We start from the raw sequence: 17616 nt of genomic DNA, 5'->3' as shown, positions 1-17616 counted from the left end.
CGAACCCCTGAAGAAGATCCTCGGCGGCAGCACCGCGAAGGTGATGGCCGAGCACCTCGACCTGCACACGGCCGGCGATCTGCTGCACCACTACCCGCGCCGCTACGCCGAGCGCGGCGACCACGACGCCGGCGGGCCGGTGGTGCCGGACCGAGCCGCAGTTATCCACAGCTCTCGAACCACTGTCGGAACTGACCGGTACCGTCGGTGCATGGTCCAGATGGCAGTCGTCGAAGGTGTCCTGGAGCGGATCACCTACGCCAACGAGGAGAGCGGCTATACGGTCGCGCGCGTCGACACCGGCAGCGGCGGCGGCGACCTCCTCACGGTGGTCGGCTCGCTCCTCGGCGCGCAGCCGGGGGAGTCGCTGCGGCTGGAAGGCCGCTGGGGCTCCCACCCGCAGTACGGACGCCAGTTCACCGTCGAGAACTACACCACGGTCCTGCCCGCCACCGTCCAGGGCATCCGCCGCTATCTCGGCTCCGGCCTGATCAAGGGCATCGGCCCGCGCATCGCCGACCGCATCACCGAGCACTTCGGCACGGACACCCTCGACGTCATCGAGACCGACCCCGCCCGCCTCATCGAGGTCCCGGGTCTCGGCCCGAAGCGCACGAAGCTGATCGGCGCCGCCTGGGAGGAGCAGAAGGCCATCAAGGAGGTCATGGTCTTCCTCCAGGGCGTCGGCGTCTCCACCTCCATCGCCGTGCGCATCTACAAGAAGTACGGGGACGCCTCCATCTCCGTCACCCGCAACCAGCCCTACCGGCTGGCCGCCGACGTGTGGGGCATCGGCTTCCTCACCGCCGACCGCATCGCCCAGGCCGTCGGCATCCCGCACGACAGCCCCGAGCGGGTCAAGGCCGGGCTGCAGTACGCCCTTTCCCAGTCCACCGACCAGGGCCACTGCTACCTCCCCGAGGAGCGGCTGATCGCCGACGCCGTGAAGCTCCTCCAGGTGGACACCGGCCTTGTCATCGACTGCCTCGCCGAACTGGCGGCTCAGGAAGAGGGGGCGGGTGGGGAAGGGGCCGCGGGCGTGGTCCGCGAGAAGGTCCCCGGCAGCGAGGACGGGCAGCCCGTCACCGCCGTCTACCTCGTCCCCTTCCACCGCGCCGAACTCTCCCTGGCCGGGCAGCTGAAGCGGCTGCTCGGCGACGGCGCCGACCGGCTCGCCGCCTTCCAGGACGTCGACTGGGACCGGGCCCTGACCTGGCTCGCGGGCCGCACGGGCGCGCAGCTCGCCCCCGAGCAGCGCGAGGCGGTCCGGCTCGCGCTCTCCAGCAAGGTCGCCGTGCTCACCGGCGGGCCGGGCTGCGGCAAGTCCTTCACCGTCCGCTCCGTGGTCGAACTGGCCCGCGCCAAGGGGGCCAAGGTGGTCCTCGCGGCCCCCACCGGGCGGGCCGCGAAGCGGCTCTCCGAGCTCACGGGCGCCGAGGCCTCCACCGTCCACCGGCTCCTGGAGCTCAAGCCCGGCGGCGACGCCGCGTACGACAAGGACCGCCCCCTCGACGCCGACCTGGTCGTCGTCGACGAGGCGTCCATGCTCGACCTGCTGCTGGCCAACAAGCTCGTCAAGGCCGTGCCGCCGGGCGCCCACCTGCTCCTCGTCGGCGACGTGGACCAACTGCCCTCCGTGGGTGCCGGGGAGGTGCTGCGCGATCTCCTCGCCCCCGGCAGTCCCGTCCCCGCCGTCCGGCTCACCCGCATCTTCCGGCAGGCGCAGCAGTCCGGTGTGGTCACCAATGCACACCGCATCAACTCCGGGGCACAGCCCATCACTCAGGGGATGACGGATTTCTTCCTCTTCGCCGAGGAGGACACCGAGGAGGCGGGCCGGCTCACCGTGGATGTGGCGGCGCGCCGCATCCCCGCCAAGTTCGGGCTCGACCCCCGCCGGGACGTCCAGGTGCTGGCGCCGATGCACCGCGGCCCCGCCGGGGCCGGCACTCTCAACGGGCTGCTGCAGCAGGCGATCACGCCCGCCCGGCCCGACCTGCCCGAGCGCCGCTTCGGCGGCCGGGTCTTCCGCGTCGGCGACAAGGTCACCCAGGTGCGCAATAACTATGAAAAGGGGCAGAACGGCGTTTTCAATGGCACGGTGGGTGTCGTCACCGGTCTCGACGTCGTCGAGCAGCGGCTCACCGTGCGCACCGACGAGGACGAGGAAGTGGGCTATGACTTCGACGAACTCGACGAGCTCGCGCACGCCTACGCGGTGACGATCCACCGCTCGCAGGGCAGCGAATACCCGGCCGTGGTGATCCCCGTCACCACCGGTGCGTGGATGATGCTGCAGCGCAATCTGCTCTATACCGCAGTAACGCGGGCAAAGCGGCTGGTGGTGCTGGTGGGCTCGCGGAAGGCGCTCGGGCAGGCCGTGCGGACCGTCTCCGCAGGCAGGAGGTGCACCGCACTCGATCACCGGCTGGGAATGTGAGGGCGTTCGGGGAGGTTTTGTGAAGGGCCGGACAGGCCCCATATCGGGCCGAAGGGGCCCCGGAGAGCGTGGATCCGGGGTGGGATTCGTCTCTCATCGGTTTACCAACCGGGGCGAAGGGGGCAGTATGGCCAGGCTGGGCGGCACTGAGTGCCGTCTTTAGGCCCTATGGCCGACCCCGAGTGCACGTGCATCGTCCAAATGGGGGAAGGTAGGGGTAGTCAGGGCACCTCGAAGAAGAGGCACAACGTCGGTGAGGGATGACGTGAGCGACAACTCTGTAGTACTGCGGTACGGGGACGGCGAATACACCTACCCGGTGGTCGACAGCACCGTCGGCGACAAGGGCTTCGATATCGGCAAGCTCCGCGCCCAGACCGGTCTGGTGACCCTGGACTCCGGCTACGGCAACACCGCCGCCTACAAGTCCGCGATCACCTACCTCGACGGCGAGCAGGGCATCCTGCGCTACCGGGGCTACCCGATCGAGCAGCTCGCCGAGCGCAGCTCCTTCCTCGAGACCGCCTTCCTGCTGATCAACGGCGAGCTGCCGTCGGCCGAGGAGCTGGCGACCTTCAAGGGTGAGATCACCCAGCACACGCTGCTGCACGAGGACGTCAAGCGGTTCTTCGACGGCTTCCCGCGCGACGCCCACCCGATGGCCATGCTGTCCTCCGTGGTCAGCGCGCTGTCGACCTTCTACCAGGACAGCCACAACCCGTTCGACGAGCAGCAGCGTCACCTGTCGACGATCCGGCTGCTGGCCAAGCTGCCGACGATCGCGGCCTACGCGTACAAGAAGTCGATCGGCCACCCGATCGTCTACCCGCGCAACGACCTCGGCTACGTCGAGAACTTCCTGCGCATGACCTTCTCGGTGCCCGCCGCCGAGTTCGAGCTGGACCCGGTCGTCGTCAGCGCCCTGGACAAGCTGCTGATCCTGCACGCCGACCACGAGCAGAACTGCTCCACGTCGACCGTGCGCCTGGTGGGCTCCTCGCAGGCCAACCTGTTCGCCTCGATCTCCGCCGGCATCAACGCCCTGTGGGGCCCGCTGCACGGCGGCGCCAACCAGTCGGTGCTGGAGATGCTCGAGGGCATCCAGGCCAACGGCGGCGACGTGGACTCCTTCATCCGCAAGGTGAAGAACAAGGAGGACGGCGTCCGCCTGATGGGCTTCGGCCACCGCGTCTACAAGAGCTTCGACCCCCGGGCGAAGATCATCAAGGCGGCGGCGCACGACGTCCTCTCGGCGCTCGGCAAGTCCGACGAGCTGCTCGACATCGCGCTGAAGCTGGAAGAGCACGCGCTCTCCGACGACTACTTCGTCTCGCGCAACCTCTACCCGAACGTGGACTTCTACACCGGTCTGATCTACCGGGCCATGGGCTTCCCGACCGAGATGTTCACCGTGCTCTTCGCCCTCGGCCGCCTCCCGGGCTGGATCGCCCAGTGGCACGAGATGATCAAGGAGCCGGGCTCCCGGATCGGCCGTCCGCGCCAGATCTACACCGGCGTCGTCGAGCGGGACCTGCCGGTCGAGCGCGCCTGACGCTCGGCCGCACGGCCCCGTAGCCGACAAAAGCCCTGAGAGCCGCCGTGGCTCTCAGGGCTTTTCGCATGGGCTGTGAAAAGCGCCCCGCCTCCGATCCCCCCACGGGTCGGAGCGGGGCGCTTCCCGTTCCCCGGTACGGATTCCCCCCACGGGATCCGGCCGGGAGCCTCGGTGCGCGCAGCCGACGCGATCTGCCGGGACGCGTACGTACGGGAGGGCCGCTCAAAGCTCCCCGGGTACGTGCCCCGGCCACGCGTGGCCGGTACCGTCCCCCAAGACGATCCAGCACTGCCCGGTTAGACCCACGACCCCCCGCAATGGTTACGTTGACATTGCTGTGATCTAGGTCTCCTGCCATAACGGGCGCAGTGGGGCAAGATCCTGATTGTGTGGGTGTTGTGTCACTTATGTGGGTTACGTATCGGACTGAGGTGCGGTCCGTGTGTACCGGGGCCTGCGCGTATCGGGATGCTGGAGCGCCCCCCGGCCGGTGGGTCAGGCGCGGCCGGTGAGCTCGTAGCCCGCCTCGTCCACCGCGGCGCGCACGGCATCCTCGTCCAGCGGGGCCGCCGACACCACGGTGACCTCGCCGGTGGCGGCCACGGCCCGCACGGACGTGACGCCGGCCAGGCCGGCGAGCTCCGTCCGCACGGCGGACTCGCAGTGGCCGCAGGTCATGCCGGTCACGCGGTAGACGGCGGTGGTGGCGGTGGGCTGAGCGCTCATGGCGGTTCTCCTCGGGAAGATCGATCGTGCTGCCGTGCGAGGAAACAGACTACCCCCAGGGGGTATTCCGAGGGGTGGGGAAGGGCCCGAAAGCCGGGGGCCCCGGACCGTGACGGTCCGGGGCCCGGAGGGGACGGGGGTCAGTTGTTCGGATCGCGCCGGGCGCGGTTGCCCGGGCGGCTCGCCACCCAGGCGCGGACCGTGTCCGCGAACCAGTAGGGCTTGCCGCCCTCGGTGTGGTCGGGCTTGGGCAGCAACCCGTGCTTCCGGTAGGTCCGCACGGTATCGGTCTGCACACCGATGTGCGCTGCGATCTCCTTGTAGGACCAGAGTCGACGGTCAGTCATCTCGCGCCTCTCCGCTGCGTCGCAGCGGCGGGGGAAACCCGTCGGGGGAGCTGCGGCGCGGCCTTGTCGATCACCACGACTGTTGTCGGTTTGAACGACGGAGAGTGACCACCGATGCGGCGCCGTGGTGCGGCTGTGACGGAAGGGCGGCGAGAACGTGACGCTCGTGACGCGTGTATGACGCCGTTTCGAGAGGGGAGAGAGCGTGCCGGGATGCGTGCGCGTGTCAGTCCGGGGCCGGAGCCGGGGACGGCGCGGCCCCGACCCGTACCGGGCGGTTCTCCCGCCGCGACGTCTCGCACGCCTCGGCCACCAGCAGGGCGCACAGCCCCTCGCGGCCGGGGCACGGGTTGGGGGCCTCGCCGCGGACGGCCGCCACGAAGGCTTCCAGCTCGGCGCGGTACGCGGGGGCGAACCGCTCCAGGAAGCCGGCCCAGGGGCGCGCCGGCGGGGGCGGGCCGGCCGGCTCGGCCGAGGTCGCGGGCGTACGGGCGTCCAGGCCCACCACCCACTGGTCGAGCTCGCCCGACAGCTCCATGCGGACGTCGTAGCCCGCGCCGTTGCAGCGGGTGGCCGTCGCCGTCACGAGCGTGCCGTCGTCCAGGGTGAGGAGGACGGCGGCCGTGTCCACATCGCCCGCCTCCCGGAAGAGGTCCGCGGACGCCCCGCCGGTCGCGCCGCGGGCGTACACCTCCGTCACCTCGCGGCCCGTCAGCCACCTGACGGCGTCGAAGTCGTGCACCAGGCAGTCCCGGAACAGCCCGCCGGACTGCGCCAGGAACGCGGCCGGTGGGGGCGCCGGGTCCGAGGTCACGGCGCGGATCGTGTGCACGCGGCCCAGGCGGCCGGCGCGCAGGGCGGCACGGGCCGCGCGGAAACCGGCGTCGAAACGGCGCTGGAACCCCAGCTGCAGGAGCGTCCCCGCCGCGTCCGCCTCGCGGAGCGCGCGCAGCGTGCCCGGGACGTCCAGGGCGACCGGCTTCTCGCAGAACGCGGGGAGGCCGGCGCGGGCCGCCCGCGCGATCAGGGCGGGGTGCGCCGCGGTGGCCGCCGCGATCACGACCGCGTCGGCGCCGCCGTCGAACACGGCCTCGGGGGAGGGGGCGGCCCGGGCACCGACGCGTGCGGCCAGGGCCGCGGCGCGGTCGTGGTCGGCGTCCGCGACGACGCACTCGACTCCGCCGAGTGCTGCGAGGACCGCAGCATGATGCGCCCCGATCCGCCCGGCCCCGACGACTCCGATCCGCATGCGTGACTCCGTCCTGTGGGTACGGTCCCCTGCTCCGCAGGCAGACGACGACTGACGACTCGGCACCGCCGGTCTGCGCCGCTGTGGCTGGTCGCCGTTGCGGCGGGGGGATGTGCCCGTGCGGGCACGGGCTGTGCGGCCGTGGGGCCCGGCAGGCTGTCGCCGCCCGCCTCGCCACGGGAGAGAGGGCCGGGTGCCGCCCGTGGCAGTCTCGCCGGAGGCGAGAGCATCCCGCCGCGACGGCGCGTAACCAAGGCACCGCGCCGCAACGCGAGACCCTGGCACCGGGTGTCACCCGTACATCGGCGGGCGGGCCGTCAAGGTGACCTCCGTCCGCGCGCCGGACGTCTGCGCCCGGACGCCCGCCTCGCAGACCGCCGCCGCCGCGTACCCGTCCCACACGCTCGGTCCCTCCGTCACGCCGCGCCGCGCCGCGTCGACCCAGTGCTGGACCTCGCGGTCGTACGCCTCGCGGAAGCGGTCCACGTAGTCCTGGGCGACGGCGCCGCCCCAGCGCCCGGCGGCGTTCACGTAGAGGCCGTGCGCGTCGCCGAGCCGCGCGCTGCCGCGCTCGCCGACCGCCTCGCACTGCACCTGGTAGCCGAACCCGCAGTTGACGAAGACCTCGACGTCGGCCAGGGCGCCGCCGGAGGTCTCCAGGAGGACCAGCTGAGGGTCGCTCAGCCCGTCCGGCGCGGCCGACGAGGGGGCCGGTTTCACCACGCTCACCGCGGTGATCTCCTGACCCAGCAGCCACCGCGTCGCGTCGATCTCGTGCACCACCGAGTCGTTGATCATCATCGCCTCGGTGAACCCGGGCGGCGTGGCCACGTTCCGGTGCCGGCAGTGGAGCATCAGCGCCCGCCCGAGCCCGCCGCCGTCGAGCAGCGCCTTCAGCTGCAGGTACTCCGTGTCGTAGCGGCGCATGAACCCCACCTGCGCCCGCCGGTGCCCGAGCTTCACCTCCGCCTCCATCACCCGCAGCGCGGACTCCGCGCCGGGCGTGAGCGGCTTCTCGCACAGGACGGGCAGATCCCGCGCGAAGGCGGCCAGCAGGGCCGCCTCGTGCGCGGGGCCGGGGGAGGCGATGAGCACGGCGTCCACGTCGCCGGCGTCCATCGCGGCGGCGGCGTCGGTGTACGCGGTGCAGCCGGGGACGCCGTCCGCGATCCGCTCGGCGCGCCCGCCGTCGACGTCTATGACCGCGCTGACCCGGGCCCCGCTGATGACCCGGTCCAGGCGCCGGACGTGGTCGGAGCCCATCCGCCCCGTGCCGATGACCGCGACGCGGAGCGCGTCCGTGCCTCCGCCTTCGCCTTCGTGCTTCATCGTCGCAAGTCTCCCGGTCTCAGAGCCCGCAGCCGCGCAGGAAGCCCCGCGTGCGCCGCGCGATGGGCAGGGGGCGGTCCGGCGGGCACGGGTACATGTCCTGTTCCACGATGGCGAACAGGTCCGCGTCCAGCCGGGACGCCGCGGCGAGGACCGGCTCCAGCGCGGGAACGCCCCGCGGCGGCTCGCACATGACGCCCTGCCGGACGGCGGGCCCGAAGGCCGTCCCCTTGGCGAGGACGTCCGCGAGGACCTCCGGGTCCACCTGCTTGAGGTGGAGGTAGCCGATCCGCTCCCCGTACGTCTCGATGAGCCTGACGCTGTCGCCGCCGCAGTACGCGTAGTGCCCGGTGTCCAGGCACAGGGGGACCAGCGACGCGTCGGTGGCGTCGAGGAAGCGCTCGACGTGCGCCTCGGTGTCGAGGTGGGTGTCGGCGTGCGGGTGGACGACGATCCCGAGCCCGTACCGCTCGCGGACCTCGCGCGCGAGCCGCTCCATGCCGCTGGTGAGGTGTCGCCACTGGTCCGCGGTCAGCTCGGGGTCCTCGACGATCTCGGCGGTCTTGTCGTCGCGCCAGAAGGAGGGGATGACGACGAGGTGCCGCGCCCCCATCGCTGCGGTGAGCTCCGCGACGGGGGCGATGTGCGCCCACGTCGCCTCCCAGGCGGCCGGACCGCGGTGCAGCGCGGTGAAGACCGTGCCGGCGGAGACGGTGAGGCCGCGCCGCTGCGTCTCGTCGCGCAGCCGGGCCGGGTCGGTGGGCAGGTACCCGTACGGGCCCAGCTCGATCCACTCGTAGCCCGCGTCGGCGACCTCGTCCAGGAACTGCCGCCACGGCAGCTGGGCCGGATCGTCGGCGAACCAGACTCCCCAGGAGTCGGGGGCGGACCCGACCCGGATCCGGTGCCGTGCGGGGACGTTCGCGGTCGCGTCGGGAGCGGGCATGGTGCTCTCCTCGGGCGAGGGAGGGGCTGGGGCGTGCCCGTAGCCTTCCCGCGGTACGGGGGAGTGTCAAGACTACGTCCTGACATACGGACGTAACGTCAAGATGTCTTCCGCTCACGTCTATATGTAAGGACAATGGCCCGAGCCGAAACCTCAGGAAGGGCGCCGATGAGCCACCCGAGTGCGCGTACGTCTTTCGACCTGATCACGATGGGCCGGGTCGGCGTGGACCTGTATCCCCTGCAGACCGGGGTGCCGCTGGCGAAGGCCGAGACCTTCGGCAAGTTCCTGGGCGGCTCGCCCGCGAACGTCGCGGTCGCCGCCGCGCGGCTCGGCCGCAGCGCGGCGCTCATCAGCCGCACCGGTGCGGACCCCTTCGGCGACTACCTCCACGACGCGCTGCGCGGCTTCGGCGTGGCCGACCGGTGGGTGACGCCCGTCGCCGCGTACCAGACGCCCCTGACGTTCTGCGAGGTCTTCCCGCCGGACGACTTCCCGCTCTACTTCTACCGCCGCCCCAAGGCGCCCGACCTGGAGATCCACGCGGACGAGCTGGACCTCGGCGCGATCCGGGCCGCGCGCATCTTCTGGGCGACCGGCACCGGCCTGTGCGAGGAGCCCAGCCGGACCGCGACGCTGGCCGCGCTCGCGGCGCGGGGGCGGCGCGGCGTCACGGTCCTCGACCTGGACTGGCGGCCGCTGTTCTGGGGCGGCGAGGGCGGGGCGTCCGGGCACGGCGGGCGTACGGGGCCGGCCGCCATGGCCGCGGCCCGGCCGCACTACGCCGCGGCCCTCGCCCACGCCACCGTCGCCGTCGGCAACGCCGACGAGTGCGAGGTCGCCACGGGCGAGCGCGCGCCGCTGCGGGCGGCGCACGCCCTGCTGGCCGCCGGCGTCGAACTCGCCGTGGTCAAACGGGGACCCGACGGCGTCCTCGCCGTCCACCGCGACGGGACGGTGGCGGAAGTGCCGCCCGTGGAGGTGGACGTCGTCAACGGCCTCGGCGCGGGCGACGCGTTCGGCGGCGCCCTGTGCCACGGCCTGCTGGCCGGCTGGCCCCTGGAACGGACACTGCGGTTCGCCAACGCGGCGGGGGCGCTGGTGGCTTCACGCCTGTCGTGCTCGGCGGCCATGCCGACGGGTCAGGAGGTGGAGGCCCTCCTGACCCGCAGCTCCGGGGCGGCCGGCCGCTCCGGCGGGGGCCTCTGCCTGTGCGGCGAGGACTCCCGCCTGCCCGGCGCGGACGGCCGTCCGTCCGGCGGGGACCTCCGTCCGCCCGGTGCGGACGGCCGCCCGCTCGGCGGGGACCCCCGCCCGTCCGGAAAGGACCCCTGCTCGTCCGGCGCGGACCCCCGTCCGTCTGGCATGGACCGTCACTCGTCTGGCGCGGACGCCTGCTTGTCCGGCGGGGACGGCCGCCCGCTCGGCGGGGACAGCCGACCGTCCGGCGCGGACGCCTGCCCGTCCGGTCAGGACCCTTGCTTGTCCGGCACGGACGCCCGTCCGCCTGGCATGGACCGTCACTCGTCCGGCGGGGACGTCCGCTCGCTCGGCGGGGACCCCCGCCCGTCCAGCGCGGACCCCCACCCGCCCGGCGGCGCCCCCCACTCGTCCAGCCCGGCCCCCCGCCCGTCCGGCCAGGACCCCCGTGCGGAGGTCCCCCGCCCATGACCGTGCGTATCGCCGATCTGGCCCGTATCCGTAGCCGGCACCCCGAGGCCGTTGCCGAAGCTGCCGCGCGGCGCGGCCGGCGGGCGTTCGTCGGGGAGAGCGGGCGGCTGATGGTCATCGCGGCGGATCACCCCGCGCGTGGTGCCCTCGCCGTCGGGGACCGGCCGTTCGCCATGGCGGCCCGGCCCGATCTGCTGGAGCGGCTCTGTCTCGCGCTGTCGCGGCCCGGCGTGGACGGGGTCCTGGCCTCCGCCGACATCCTGGACGACCTGCTGCTGCTCGGCGCGCTGGAGAACAAGGTCGTCATCGGGTCCATGAACCGCGGCGGCCTCGCCGGCGCGGCCTTCGAGATGGACGACCGCTTCACCGGGCCGCGCGCGGAGGACCTGGCCGCGCTCGGCTTCGACGCCGGGAAGCTGCTCCTGCGCATCGACCCCGGCGACCCCGGCTCGCTCAGGACCCTGCACGCGGCCGCCCGCACCGTCGACGAGATGGCGGCCCGGCGGCTGCCGGTCTTCGTCGAACCGTTCATGTCCCGCCGGGCCGGCGGCCGCGTCGTCAACGACCTGGGGGCCGACGCCGTCACGCGGGCGATCGCCATCGCCTCCGGCCTGGGCGGGACGTCCGCGTACACCTGGCTGAAGGTGCCGGTGACGGACGACCCCGCGGACATGGCACGGGTGATGGAGACGTCGACGCTGCCGGCGGTGCTGCTGGGCGGCGACGTCGGCGGCGACCAGGACGCGGCGTACGAGCGCTGGCGGTCAGCGCTGCGCCTGCCGACGGTGCAGGGGCTGGTGGCGGGCCGGTCCCTCCTCTACCCCGCGGACGGGGACGTGGCGCGGGCCGTGGACACGGCGGTGGGGCTGCTCTGACGCCGGTCGGGCCGTCGTGACCCCGCATGTAAGATACGTACTGCACGGTATTTATTTTCGGACGGCGCTCGGCAGGCAGTCGGCAGGCAGTACGGAGGTTCCTCGTGGCGAAGCAGGAGCGGGCGGTCCGCACGCGCCGTCTGATCCTGGAAGCGGCCGGTGCCGTCTTCGACGAGTTCGGCTACGAGTCCACGACCATCGCGCAGATCCTCGCCCGCGCGGGCGTGACCAAGGGCGCCCTGTACTTCCACTTCGCCTCCAAGGAGGAGCTGGCCCGCGGGGTCCTCGGCCAGGCGCTGACCATCGAGGGCATCCTGCCCCAGGAGTCCAGGCTGCAGGAGTGGGTGGACGTGGGCATGGTCCTCGCCCACCGCCTGCCCGGCGAGCCCCTGCTGAGCGCCTCCATCCGGCTGTCCGCCGACCGCAAGGCCCGTGACCTGTTCGGCACTTCCTGGCCCGCCTGGATCGACTTCATCGCGGGGCAGCTGGCCGAGGCCAAGGCGCAGGGCGAGGTCCTGCCGCACGTCGACCCCGGCGCGACGGCCACCCTCTTCGTCGGGGCGTGGACGGGCGTGGAGATCCTCGCCACGGCCCACGGCGAGAGCGGTGCCCTGGAGAAGCGCATCGCCCTCCTCTACGACACGTTCCTGCCCGGCGTCGCCGTCCCCGGCGCGCTGCGGAACCTCGACACCGCTCCCGACCGCGGGGCCCGCGTCTGGAAGGCCCATCAGGCCCAGAAGGCGCAGCAGGAGCAGCAAGAGGCGCAGCAGGAGGCCGGGAGCCAAGAGGAAGCCGCAGCAGCGACAACCGCCTGAGCCCCGCCCGCCCGGCCCCTCAGGCGCGTGCCAGCAGCGGCACGTGGATGCTCACCCGGGTGCCTTCGCCCGGCGTGCTCTCCAGCGTCACCCGGCCGCCGATGTCCTCGATGCGCTCGCGCACCCAGCGCAGGCCGCCCGCCGCCGGCTCGCTCATGACGCGCGCCGCGTCGAACCCGGGCCCGGTGTCCTCCACGCGGGCGTGGGCCCAGCGCCGCGTCACCCGCGTCGTCACCTCCACCGCCGCGCCCGGCGCGTGCACGAAGCTGTTGCACAGGCATTCGCGCAACGACCAGAACAGCTCGCGCCGGGAGGCGTCGGACAGCAGCGCCTCGTCCCCCGTGGAGGCCACGGACACCGGCGTCCCGGGCGCCGCCTGCGCGGCGAACTCCTCGACGGCCCGTGCCAGCGGCGGCAGTTCGGCCGCCAGGCGCAGCTCCCCGACGAGCTCCCGCGACCGCCCGAGCGCTTCGCGCACGAGCCTCCCGGCCGCCTGCGCCTCCCCGGCGCCGGGGGACTCCAGGTGGCGCAGGGCCAGGGTGAGCGACGTGCCGAGCTGGTCGTGGATCTCGCGTGCCAGCCGCCGCCGCTCCCGCCAGACCTCGTCGTCCCGGCCCGCGGCGGCGCCGCCCCCGAGCAGCCGCACCACCCGCGCCGCACGGCGCGCGGTCCCCGCCCCCCGCGGGTCGCCGGACGCCAGCACCTCCTGGAGCGCGCACTCCATCAGCAGGCCCGCGGCCGCTTCCGGGACCCGGGTGTCCGTACGCAGCGCCGCCGGCGCCCGCCAGGCGTCCGCGGGGGCCGGGCCGCCCCGTTCGGCGGCGGCTTCGGCCGCGGCCAGCGCGCACCGCGCGTGCAGGGCGAGGGACGAACGCAGCGTGGGCGCATCGCACCCGAGCTCCTCCAGGACCTCCGGCAGGGCCGCCTCGTAACGGCGCATCACCGCGCCCGCGTCCACGCCCAGGGCGCTCCCCGATGCGGGACGCCGCTGCGCCGGCACCATGGGCACCACCTGCCCGGATGCCTGCTGCCGCGCCCCGAGGACCCCCTGCATCCCAGGCGCGCCGTGGGCCCCATGCGCCCCGTGTGTCCGGTGAGGGCCGAGGGAAGTGACGGCCGAGCGGCCCAGCCCCTCCTGGAGGGCCGTCGTGAAGCCGTTCCCCACCACGGCTTCCAGCAGGGCGAACCCCGACCGGCCGGCGTGTCCCGCTGAGCTGTCCGCGATTCCCACATGTCCCCCACGTGTGCGTCGATCCGACACCGGGGACGTTAACAAACCGGTCATCCTGTTTGTCAACAGTCTCCGTGAAGGTGATGCGGGATTCGTGGGGGAGATGTGATGGTTCCGGCGCACTCGCCGGACCGCCATAGCGGACTTACGGCGGGCGGAAAAACCGGATCATCGGTATTCCAGGCGGGCGGTGCGTCGATTTTCCGCCACGCGATTCCCGTCCGGTTCCTGCCGGATGCCCGATTCCCGCGTGATCCCGCCCGATTCCCGCCCGGCCTCCGCCCGGCCCCCGCCCAGTCCCGCCGATCCGCGCCCGCGGACATGCGACATCCCGCCCGTGGACGCGCGACAGGGCCGTACGGTGCGGCCGGCCCGGTCCCCCTCCGGTGGCCGGCCGCTCCGTACGGCCCTGTTCGCGTGTTCGCGCGTGAGTCCTGAGTCCGGTCTCCCGTCAGTGCCCGGGCGACTCCCGCGCCGAGTCGTCCCGCCCGCCCGGAGCGGGCACGACGGCGCCGCCGGCGCTGAGCGCGGACTCCGTCCCGGCCGGCTCCAGCCGCGCCAGGGTCTCCGGGGTGGCCAGCCGGGGCAGCAGCGCGCGCCACAGGCTGGACAGCGTGGCCCGGGAGAGCCACTCGCGGTCGCGCCGCGCGAGCCCCTCGAAGCCGATCGTCGCCCCGATGATCGTCGCCGTCATGTCCTCGGCCGAGGCGCCCGCGAGGATCGTGCCCTCCTTCGCGGCCCGCGTCAGGTACCGCCGCACGCACTCCAGCCACTCCTGCAGCAGGTCCGTCCCGGCGGCGTGCGAGGTGCGGGAGTTGAGGTGGAAGCCGGCCCGTACGACGACGTCCCAGCACAGCTGCTGCGCGAACGCGTGCGAGGTGTCGACCAGGGCCTGCAGGGCGCAGGGGCTGCGGCGGTGGACGCGGCGGGCGACGGCGTGCAGGATGCGGGCGGCTTCCGTCTCCACCGCCGCGGCCATGGCCGCCTTGGTGTCGAAGTGGAAGTGCAGCGCGCCCGTGCTCACGCCGGCGCCGGCGCTGATGCCGGCGAGCTTGGCCCGGGTGTAGCCGTGCTGGTCGAAGGCCTGGGCCGCGGAGCGGATCAGGGCGTGACGGGTGTTCATGGCCCGTTCCTGCTTGGTCATGACAGAACCCATGACAGGACCTTGGAGCAGTGCGTTCCGGTGGTGCGTGCGGGGCCGCCTGAAGCCGCGCTGAGCTGCGCGAACGTAAGAACGTGGAGGGGGGACAACATCATGGGAACCATGAAACCAACTAACTGGTTTTATTTCTAGCTCAAGGCTGTCCGAATCCATGGGGTATGCCCCTGTTTCTCAGGGTAATTAACCGGATTCTCCTCCTGTTTGCCGTGCATCCCGGCCGGATTGCCCCGCCCTGCGAATGGTGCGGAGAAGGCCTGATCTCCCTGGGGAAGCGCCCGTTGGCCGGATGGTGCGGTTGCGGATGGGGGTGTTCGGCGGGCGTGGCCGGGTGTCGCCCCTCGGTGATGGTCAAGACCTTTGACATACCAGCAGTCCGGTTTGTAATCTCATGTTGAACGGTCGGCTAGCGGCCCCAGCGCCGCGCGACAGTGCAGGAGCAGCGGATGAACCAGCAAGCCACCACCACCTCTCTCGACCCCCACATACGCAGGACGCCACCGGCGCCGCGCGTCCCCCGGCCGCGCTCCGGTTCCGGCTCGGCCGGTCCCGCCGGCGCAGCGGGCCAGGGCGCCAGGACCCGCCGGACCGAAGCCGTCCGGGCGGAGGACACCCTGCGCGTCCTCGTGGTCGAGAGCGACGCCCGCGCCGCCGAGACCCTGGTCCACGGGCTGCGCCGGCACGGGTACGACACCGCCGTCGCCGGCACCGGGAGCAAGGCCCTGGAGACCTACGCCGACACGGACCTCGTCCTCCTCGACCTCGAACTGCCGGACCTCGACGGCCTGGAGATCTGCCGCGCCATCAGGGCCGCCAGCGACATCCCCGTCATCGCCGTCACCGCCCGCGCCAGCGAGCTCGACCGGGTGCTGGGCCTGCAGGCCGGCGCCGATGACTACGTCATCAAGCCCTACGGCTTCCGCGAGCTCATGGCCCGCATCGAGGCCGTCATGCGCCGCGCGCGCCCCCGGGGCCGCGACCGCAGCGCCGCCCTGGTCATCACCGCCGGACCGCTCACCATCGACGCGGGAACGCGCGAGGTCCGCCTCGGCGAGCGCCGCATCGAGGTCACCCGCAAGGAATTCGACCTCCTCCGTCTCCTCGCCTCGCAGCCGGAGAAGGTCATATCCCGCAAGGAACTCATGACGCAGGTGTGGGACGACAACTGGTCCCGGCCCGGCCGCACCATCGACACCCACGTCAGCAGCCTGCGCGGAAAGCTCGGTTCCGCTGATTGGATCATCACCATCCGCGGCGTCGGATTCCGCTTCGGACACCTTGGGAACACCGGCCGGAATTCCCCGGAAAACGCATCGGAGGTGCGGCTCGGCACGGCTCTGACGAACGCCTGACACAGTTCACCAAGGTCTGATGGGGGATACCTTGACGGTCAGTCACCAATTCCAGATGCTTTTCGCACGGCAACGAAGCCGCAGCGACGGGGAACGGGAAATCACTCACGGATTTCCCGGCCGCCCCACCTTCCGGCCACCCTTTTCCGCCCCACGCACCGCCGCGCATCCCGCGGCCCCGGCGCTCCGCACGCCGGCCGCGGTGACGACCACGGTGCCCGCGGCGCCCCTTCCGTCCGCCCGCACGCTGCCATGACGCGCAGCGCGGGCTCCCGCACGGCCGACGACCTGGAATTTCCCGACGACACCGCGAGGCAGGCCTCCATGGACCACGCACCCTCCGGCGCCACCACACTGGAGCGCCCCGTACCGCCCGAAGCAGCCGCCGCCCCGCTGCCCCTCGTCCTCTCCGCGGACACCGAGGAGGGCCTGCGCGCCCGCGCCGCGGCGCTGTGCGACCTCCTCGCCGGCACCGGCACGAAGGACACGACCGGCACGGGCACGAAGGACACGACCGGCACCGGCGCGGCGGACACGACCGGCACCGCCGGTGCCCCGGACCCGGCGTCCGCGGCCCTCGCCCTGGCCTCGCGCGGCGGCGACGGCCCCCACCGCGCCGTCCTCCTCGTCACCGGCCGCGACGACGCCCTGAGCGGCCTGAACGCCCTCGCCGCAGGCGAAGCCGCCCCCGGCCTGACGACCGGCACCGTCCAGGACGGCGCCCTCGCCTTCCTCTTCACCGGGCAGGGCGCCCAGCGCCCCCGCATGGGCGCCGAGCTGCGCGCCGCGTTCCCGGTCTTCGCCGAGGCCTTCGACGAGGTCTGCCACGTCCTCGACCCGCACCTGCCGCGCCCCCTGCGCGAGGTGATCGACAGCGGTGACGCGGACCTCCTGAGCCGCACCGAGTACACGCAGCCCGCGACCTTCGCCGTCGAAGTGGCCCTGTACTGGCTGCTGGAGAGCTGGGGCGTGCGCCCCGACGTCCTCGCCGGGCACTCCATCGGCGAGATCGCCGCCGCCCACGCCGCCGGCGTGCTGTCGCTGCAGGACGCCGCGCGCCTCGTGGCCGTACGCGGCCGGCTGATGCAGGCCCTGCCCGCCGGGGGCGTGATGACCGCCGCCCTCGCCTCCGCCGCCGACGTCGCTCCCTACCTGGAAGGCCGCACGGCCACCGCCGGCATCGCCGCCGTCAACGGCCCCGCCTCCGTGGTCCTGGCGGGCGCCGAGCGGACCGTCGGGGAGATCGCCGCCGAGCTGGCCGCCGCCGGGCGCAAGACCCGCGGCCTGCCCGTCAGCCACGCCTTCCACTCGCCGCTGATGGAGCCCGTCCTCGACGACTTCCGCGCGGCCGTGGCGGACATCACCTTCCACAGCCCGCGCATCCCGGTGGTCTCCACCGTCACCGGCCTGCCCGTCTCGCCCGACGAGATGTGCACGCCCGGCTACTGGGTCGACCACATCCGCGCGACCGTCCGCTTCGCCGACGCCATGGCCACCCTGGAGGCCCGGGGCACCACCACCTACCTGGAGGTCGGCCCCGACGCCATCCTCACCAGCATGGGCAAGTCCTGCCTGACCCCCGGCCGCCCCGCGGCCCTGCTGCCCACCGTGCGGCGCGCCCGCCCCGAGGCGCCCACGCTGCTGGCCTCGCTCGCCCAGGCGTACGTCCGCGGCGCCCACGTCGCGTGGCACGCCTGCTTCGCCGGCGCCTCCGTGCGCCCCGCGGAGCTGCCCGCCCACCTCGTCCCCGCCGAAACCCCTCTGGCCCCTCCGGCCCCTCTGGAGAAGTGAACTCATCGTGCGCAAGGTGCTCATCGCCAACCGTGGCGAAATCGCTGTCCGCGTTGCTCGCGCGTGCCGGGATGCCGGGATTGCCAGTGTGGCGGTCTACGCGGATCCGGACCGTGACGCGTTGCATGTC

The 17616-nt window shown here is 73.1% G+C and carries 14 protein-coding genes and 1 pseudogene; 8 read left to right on the top strand and 7 right to left on the bottom strand.

The features are described from left to right. Positions 1-211: 211 nt before the first annotated feature. Together recD2 and B7P34_RS30370 are read left to right on the top strand one after the other, a co-directional pair. Entirely contained in the window at positions 212-2440 is a 2229-nt protein-coding gene (gene recD2, locus B7P34_RS30375; protein ID WP_106681405.1) for an SF1B family DNA helicase RecD2, read from the top strand. 253 nt (positions 2441-2693) lie between these two features. Continuing rightward, positions 2694-3992: a citrate synthase gene (locus B7P34_RS30370; protein WP_435693988.1), complete on the top strand. Its 1299-nt coding sequence runs from the start codon at positions 2694-2696 to the stop codon at positions 3990-3992. 498 nt (positions 3993-4490) lie between these two features. On the opposite strand, the gene B7P34_RS30365 is transcribed toward B7P34_RS30370, so the two are convergent. From B7P34_RS30365 to B7P34_RS30345, 5 genes are all read right to left on the bottom strand, one after another. Further along, entirely contained in the window at positions 4491-4721 is a 231-nt protein-coding gene (locus B7P34_RS30365; protein ID WP_106681403.1) for a heavy-metal-associated domain-containing protein, read from the bottom strand. A gap of 140 nt (positions 4722-4861) precedes the next feature. Further along, complete coding sequence (locus B7P34_RS30360) at positions 4862-5068, bottom strand: helix-turn-helix transcriptional regulator (protein WP_106681402.1); 207 nt, start codon at positions 5066-5068, stop codon at positions 4862-4864. 226 nt (positions 5069-5294) lie between these two features. Further along, positions 5295-6317: a Gfo/Idh/MocA family protein gene (locus B7P34_RS30355; protein WP_106681401.1), complete on the bottom strand. Its 1023-nt coding sequence runs from the start codon at positions 6315-6317 to the stop codon at positions 5295-5297. A 291-nt stretch (positions 6318-6608) separates the two neighbouring features. Further along, the gene (locus tag B7P34_RS30350) at positions 6609-7646 is read right to left on the bottom strand and encodes a Gfo/Idh/MocA family protein (RefSeq protein WP_106681400.1); all 1038 of its coding nucleotides are present in this window, start codon (positions 7644-7646) and stop codon (positions 6609-6611) included. Positions 7647-7665: 19 nt separating this feature from the next. Continuing rightward, a complete protein-coding gene (locus B7P34_RS30345) occupies positions 7666-8592 on the bottom strand; it encodes a sugar phosphate isomerase/epimerase family protein (RefSeq protein WP_106681399.1) in 927 nt (308 codons plus the stop codon). A 168-nt stretch (positions 8593-8760) separates the two neighbouring features. On the opposite strand from B7P34_RS30345, the pseudogene iolC reads away from it, so the two are divergent. From iolC to B7P34_RS30330, 3 genes and pseudogenes are all read left to right on the top strand, one after another. Continuing rightward, a pseudogene (gene iolC, locus B7P34_RS30340) lies at positions 8761-9774 on the top strand (5-dehydro-2-deoxygluconokinase); the annotation flags it as partial. Positions 9775-10259: 485 nt separating this feature from the next. Then, a complete protein-coding gene (locus B7P34_RS30335; protein ID WP_106681398.1) occupies positions 10260-11138 on the top strand; it encodes a Cgl0159 family (beta/alpha)8-fold protein in 879 nt (292 codons plus the stop codon). A 104-nt stretch (positions 11139-11242) separates the two neighbouring features. Further along, positions 11243-11953, top strand: coding sequence for a ScbR family autoregulator-binding transcription factor (locus B7P34_RS30330; protein ID WP_106681397.1), 711 nt, complete (start codon positions 11243-11245; stop codon positions 11951-11953). Between the two features lie 19 nt (positions 11954-11972). Here the strand turns inward: B7P34_RS30330 and B7P34_RS30325 are convergent, their stop codons facing one another. Both B7P34_RS30325 and B7P34_RS30320 read right to left on the bottom strand, forming a co-directional pair. After that, entirely contained in the window at positions 11973-12956 is a 984-nt protein-coding gene (locus B7P34_RS30325; protein ID WP_189383181.1) for a sensor histidine kinase, read from the bottom strand. Between the two features lie 679 nt (positions 12957-13635). Next, positions 13636-14340 carry a ScbR family autoregulator-binding transcription factor gene (locus B7P34_RS30320; RefSeq protein ID WP_223268390.1) on the bottom strand — a complete coding sequence of 235 codons (705 nt, stop codon included), beginning with the start codon at positions 14338-14340 and terminating at the stop codon, positions 13636-13638. Between the two features lie 449 nt (positions 14341-14789). Between B7P34_RS30320 and B7P34_RS30315 the strand changes: the two genes are divergently transcribed. From B7P34_RS30315 to B7P34_RS30305, 3 genes are all read left to right on the top strand, one after another. Beyond that, the gene (locus B7P34_RS30315; RefSeq protein WP_106681394.1) at positions 14790-15695 is read left to right on the top strand and encodes a response regulator transcription factor; all 906 of its coding nucleotides are present in this window, start codon (positions 14790-14792) and stop codon (positions 15693-15695) included. A gap of 252 nt (positions 15696-15947) precedes the next feature. After that, positions 15948-17486, top strand: coding sequence for an acyltransferase domain-containing protein (locus B7P34_RS30310; protein ID WP_106681393.1), 1539 nt, complete (start codon positions 15948-15950; stop codon positions 17484-17486). A gap of 7 nt (positions 17487-17493) precedes the next feature. Continuing rightward, the coding region (locus B7P34_RS30305) for a biotin carboxylase N-terminal domain-containing protein (protein ID WP_146166841.1) at positions 17494-17616 on the top strand (123 nt) is incomplete at its 3' end.

Source organism: Streptosporangium nondiastaticum (assembly GCF_003011965.1).
GTDB classification, from domain to species: Bacteria; Actinomycetota; Actinomycetes; order Streptomycetales; family Streptomycetaceae; genus Streptomyces; species Streptomyces nondiastaticus.
This window is presented reverse-complemented; position numbering and strand designations above follow the sequence as displayed.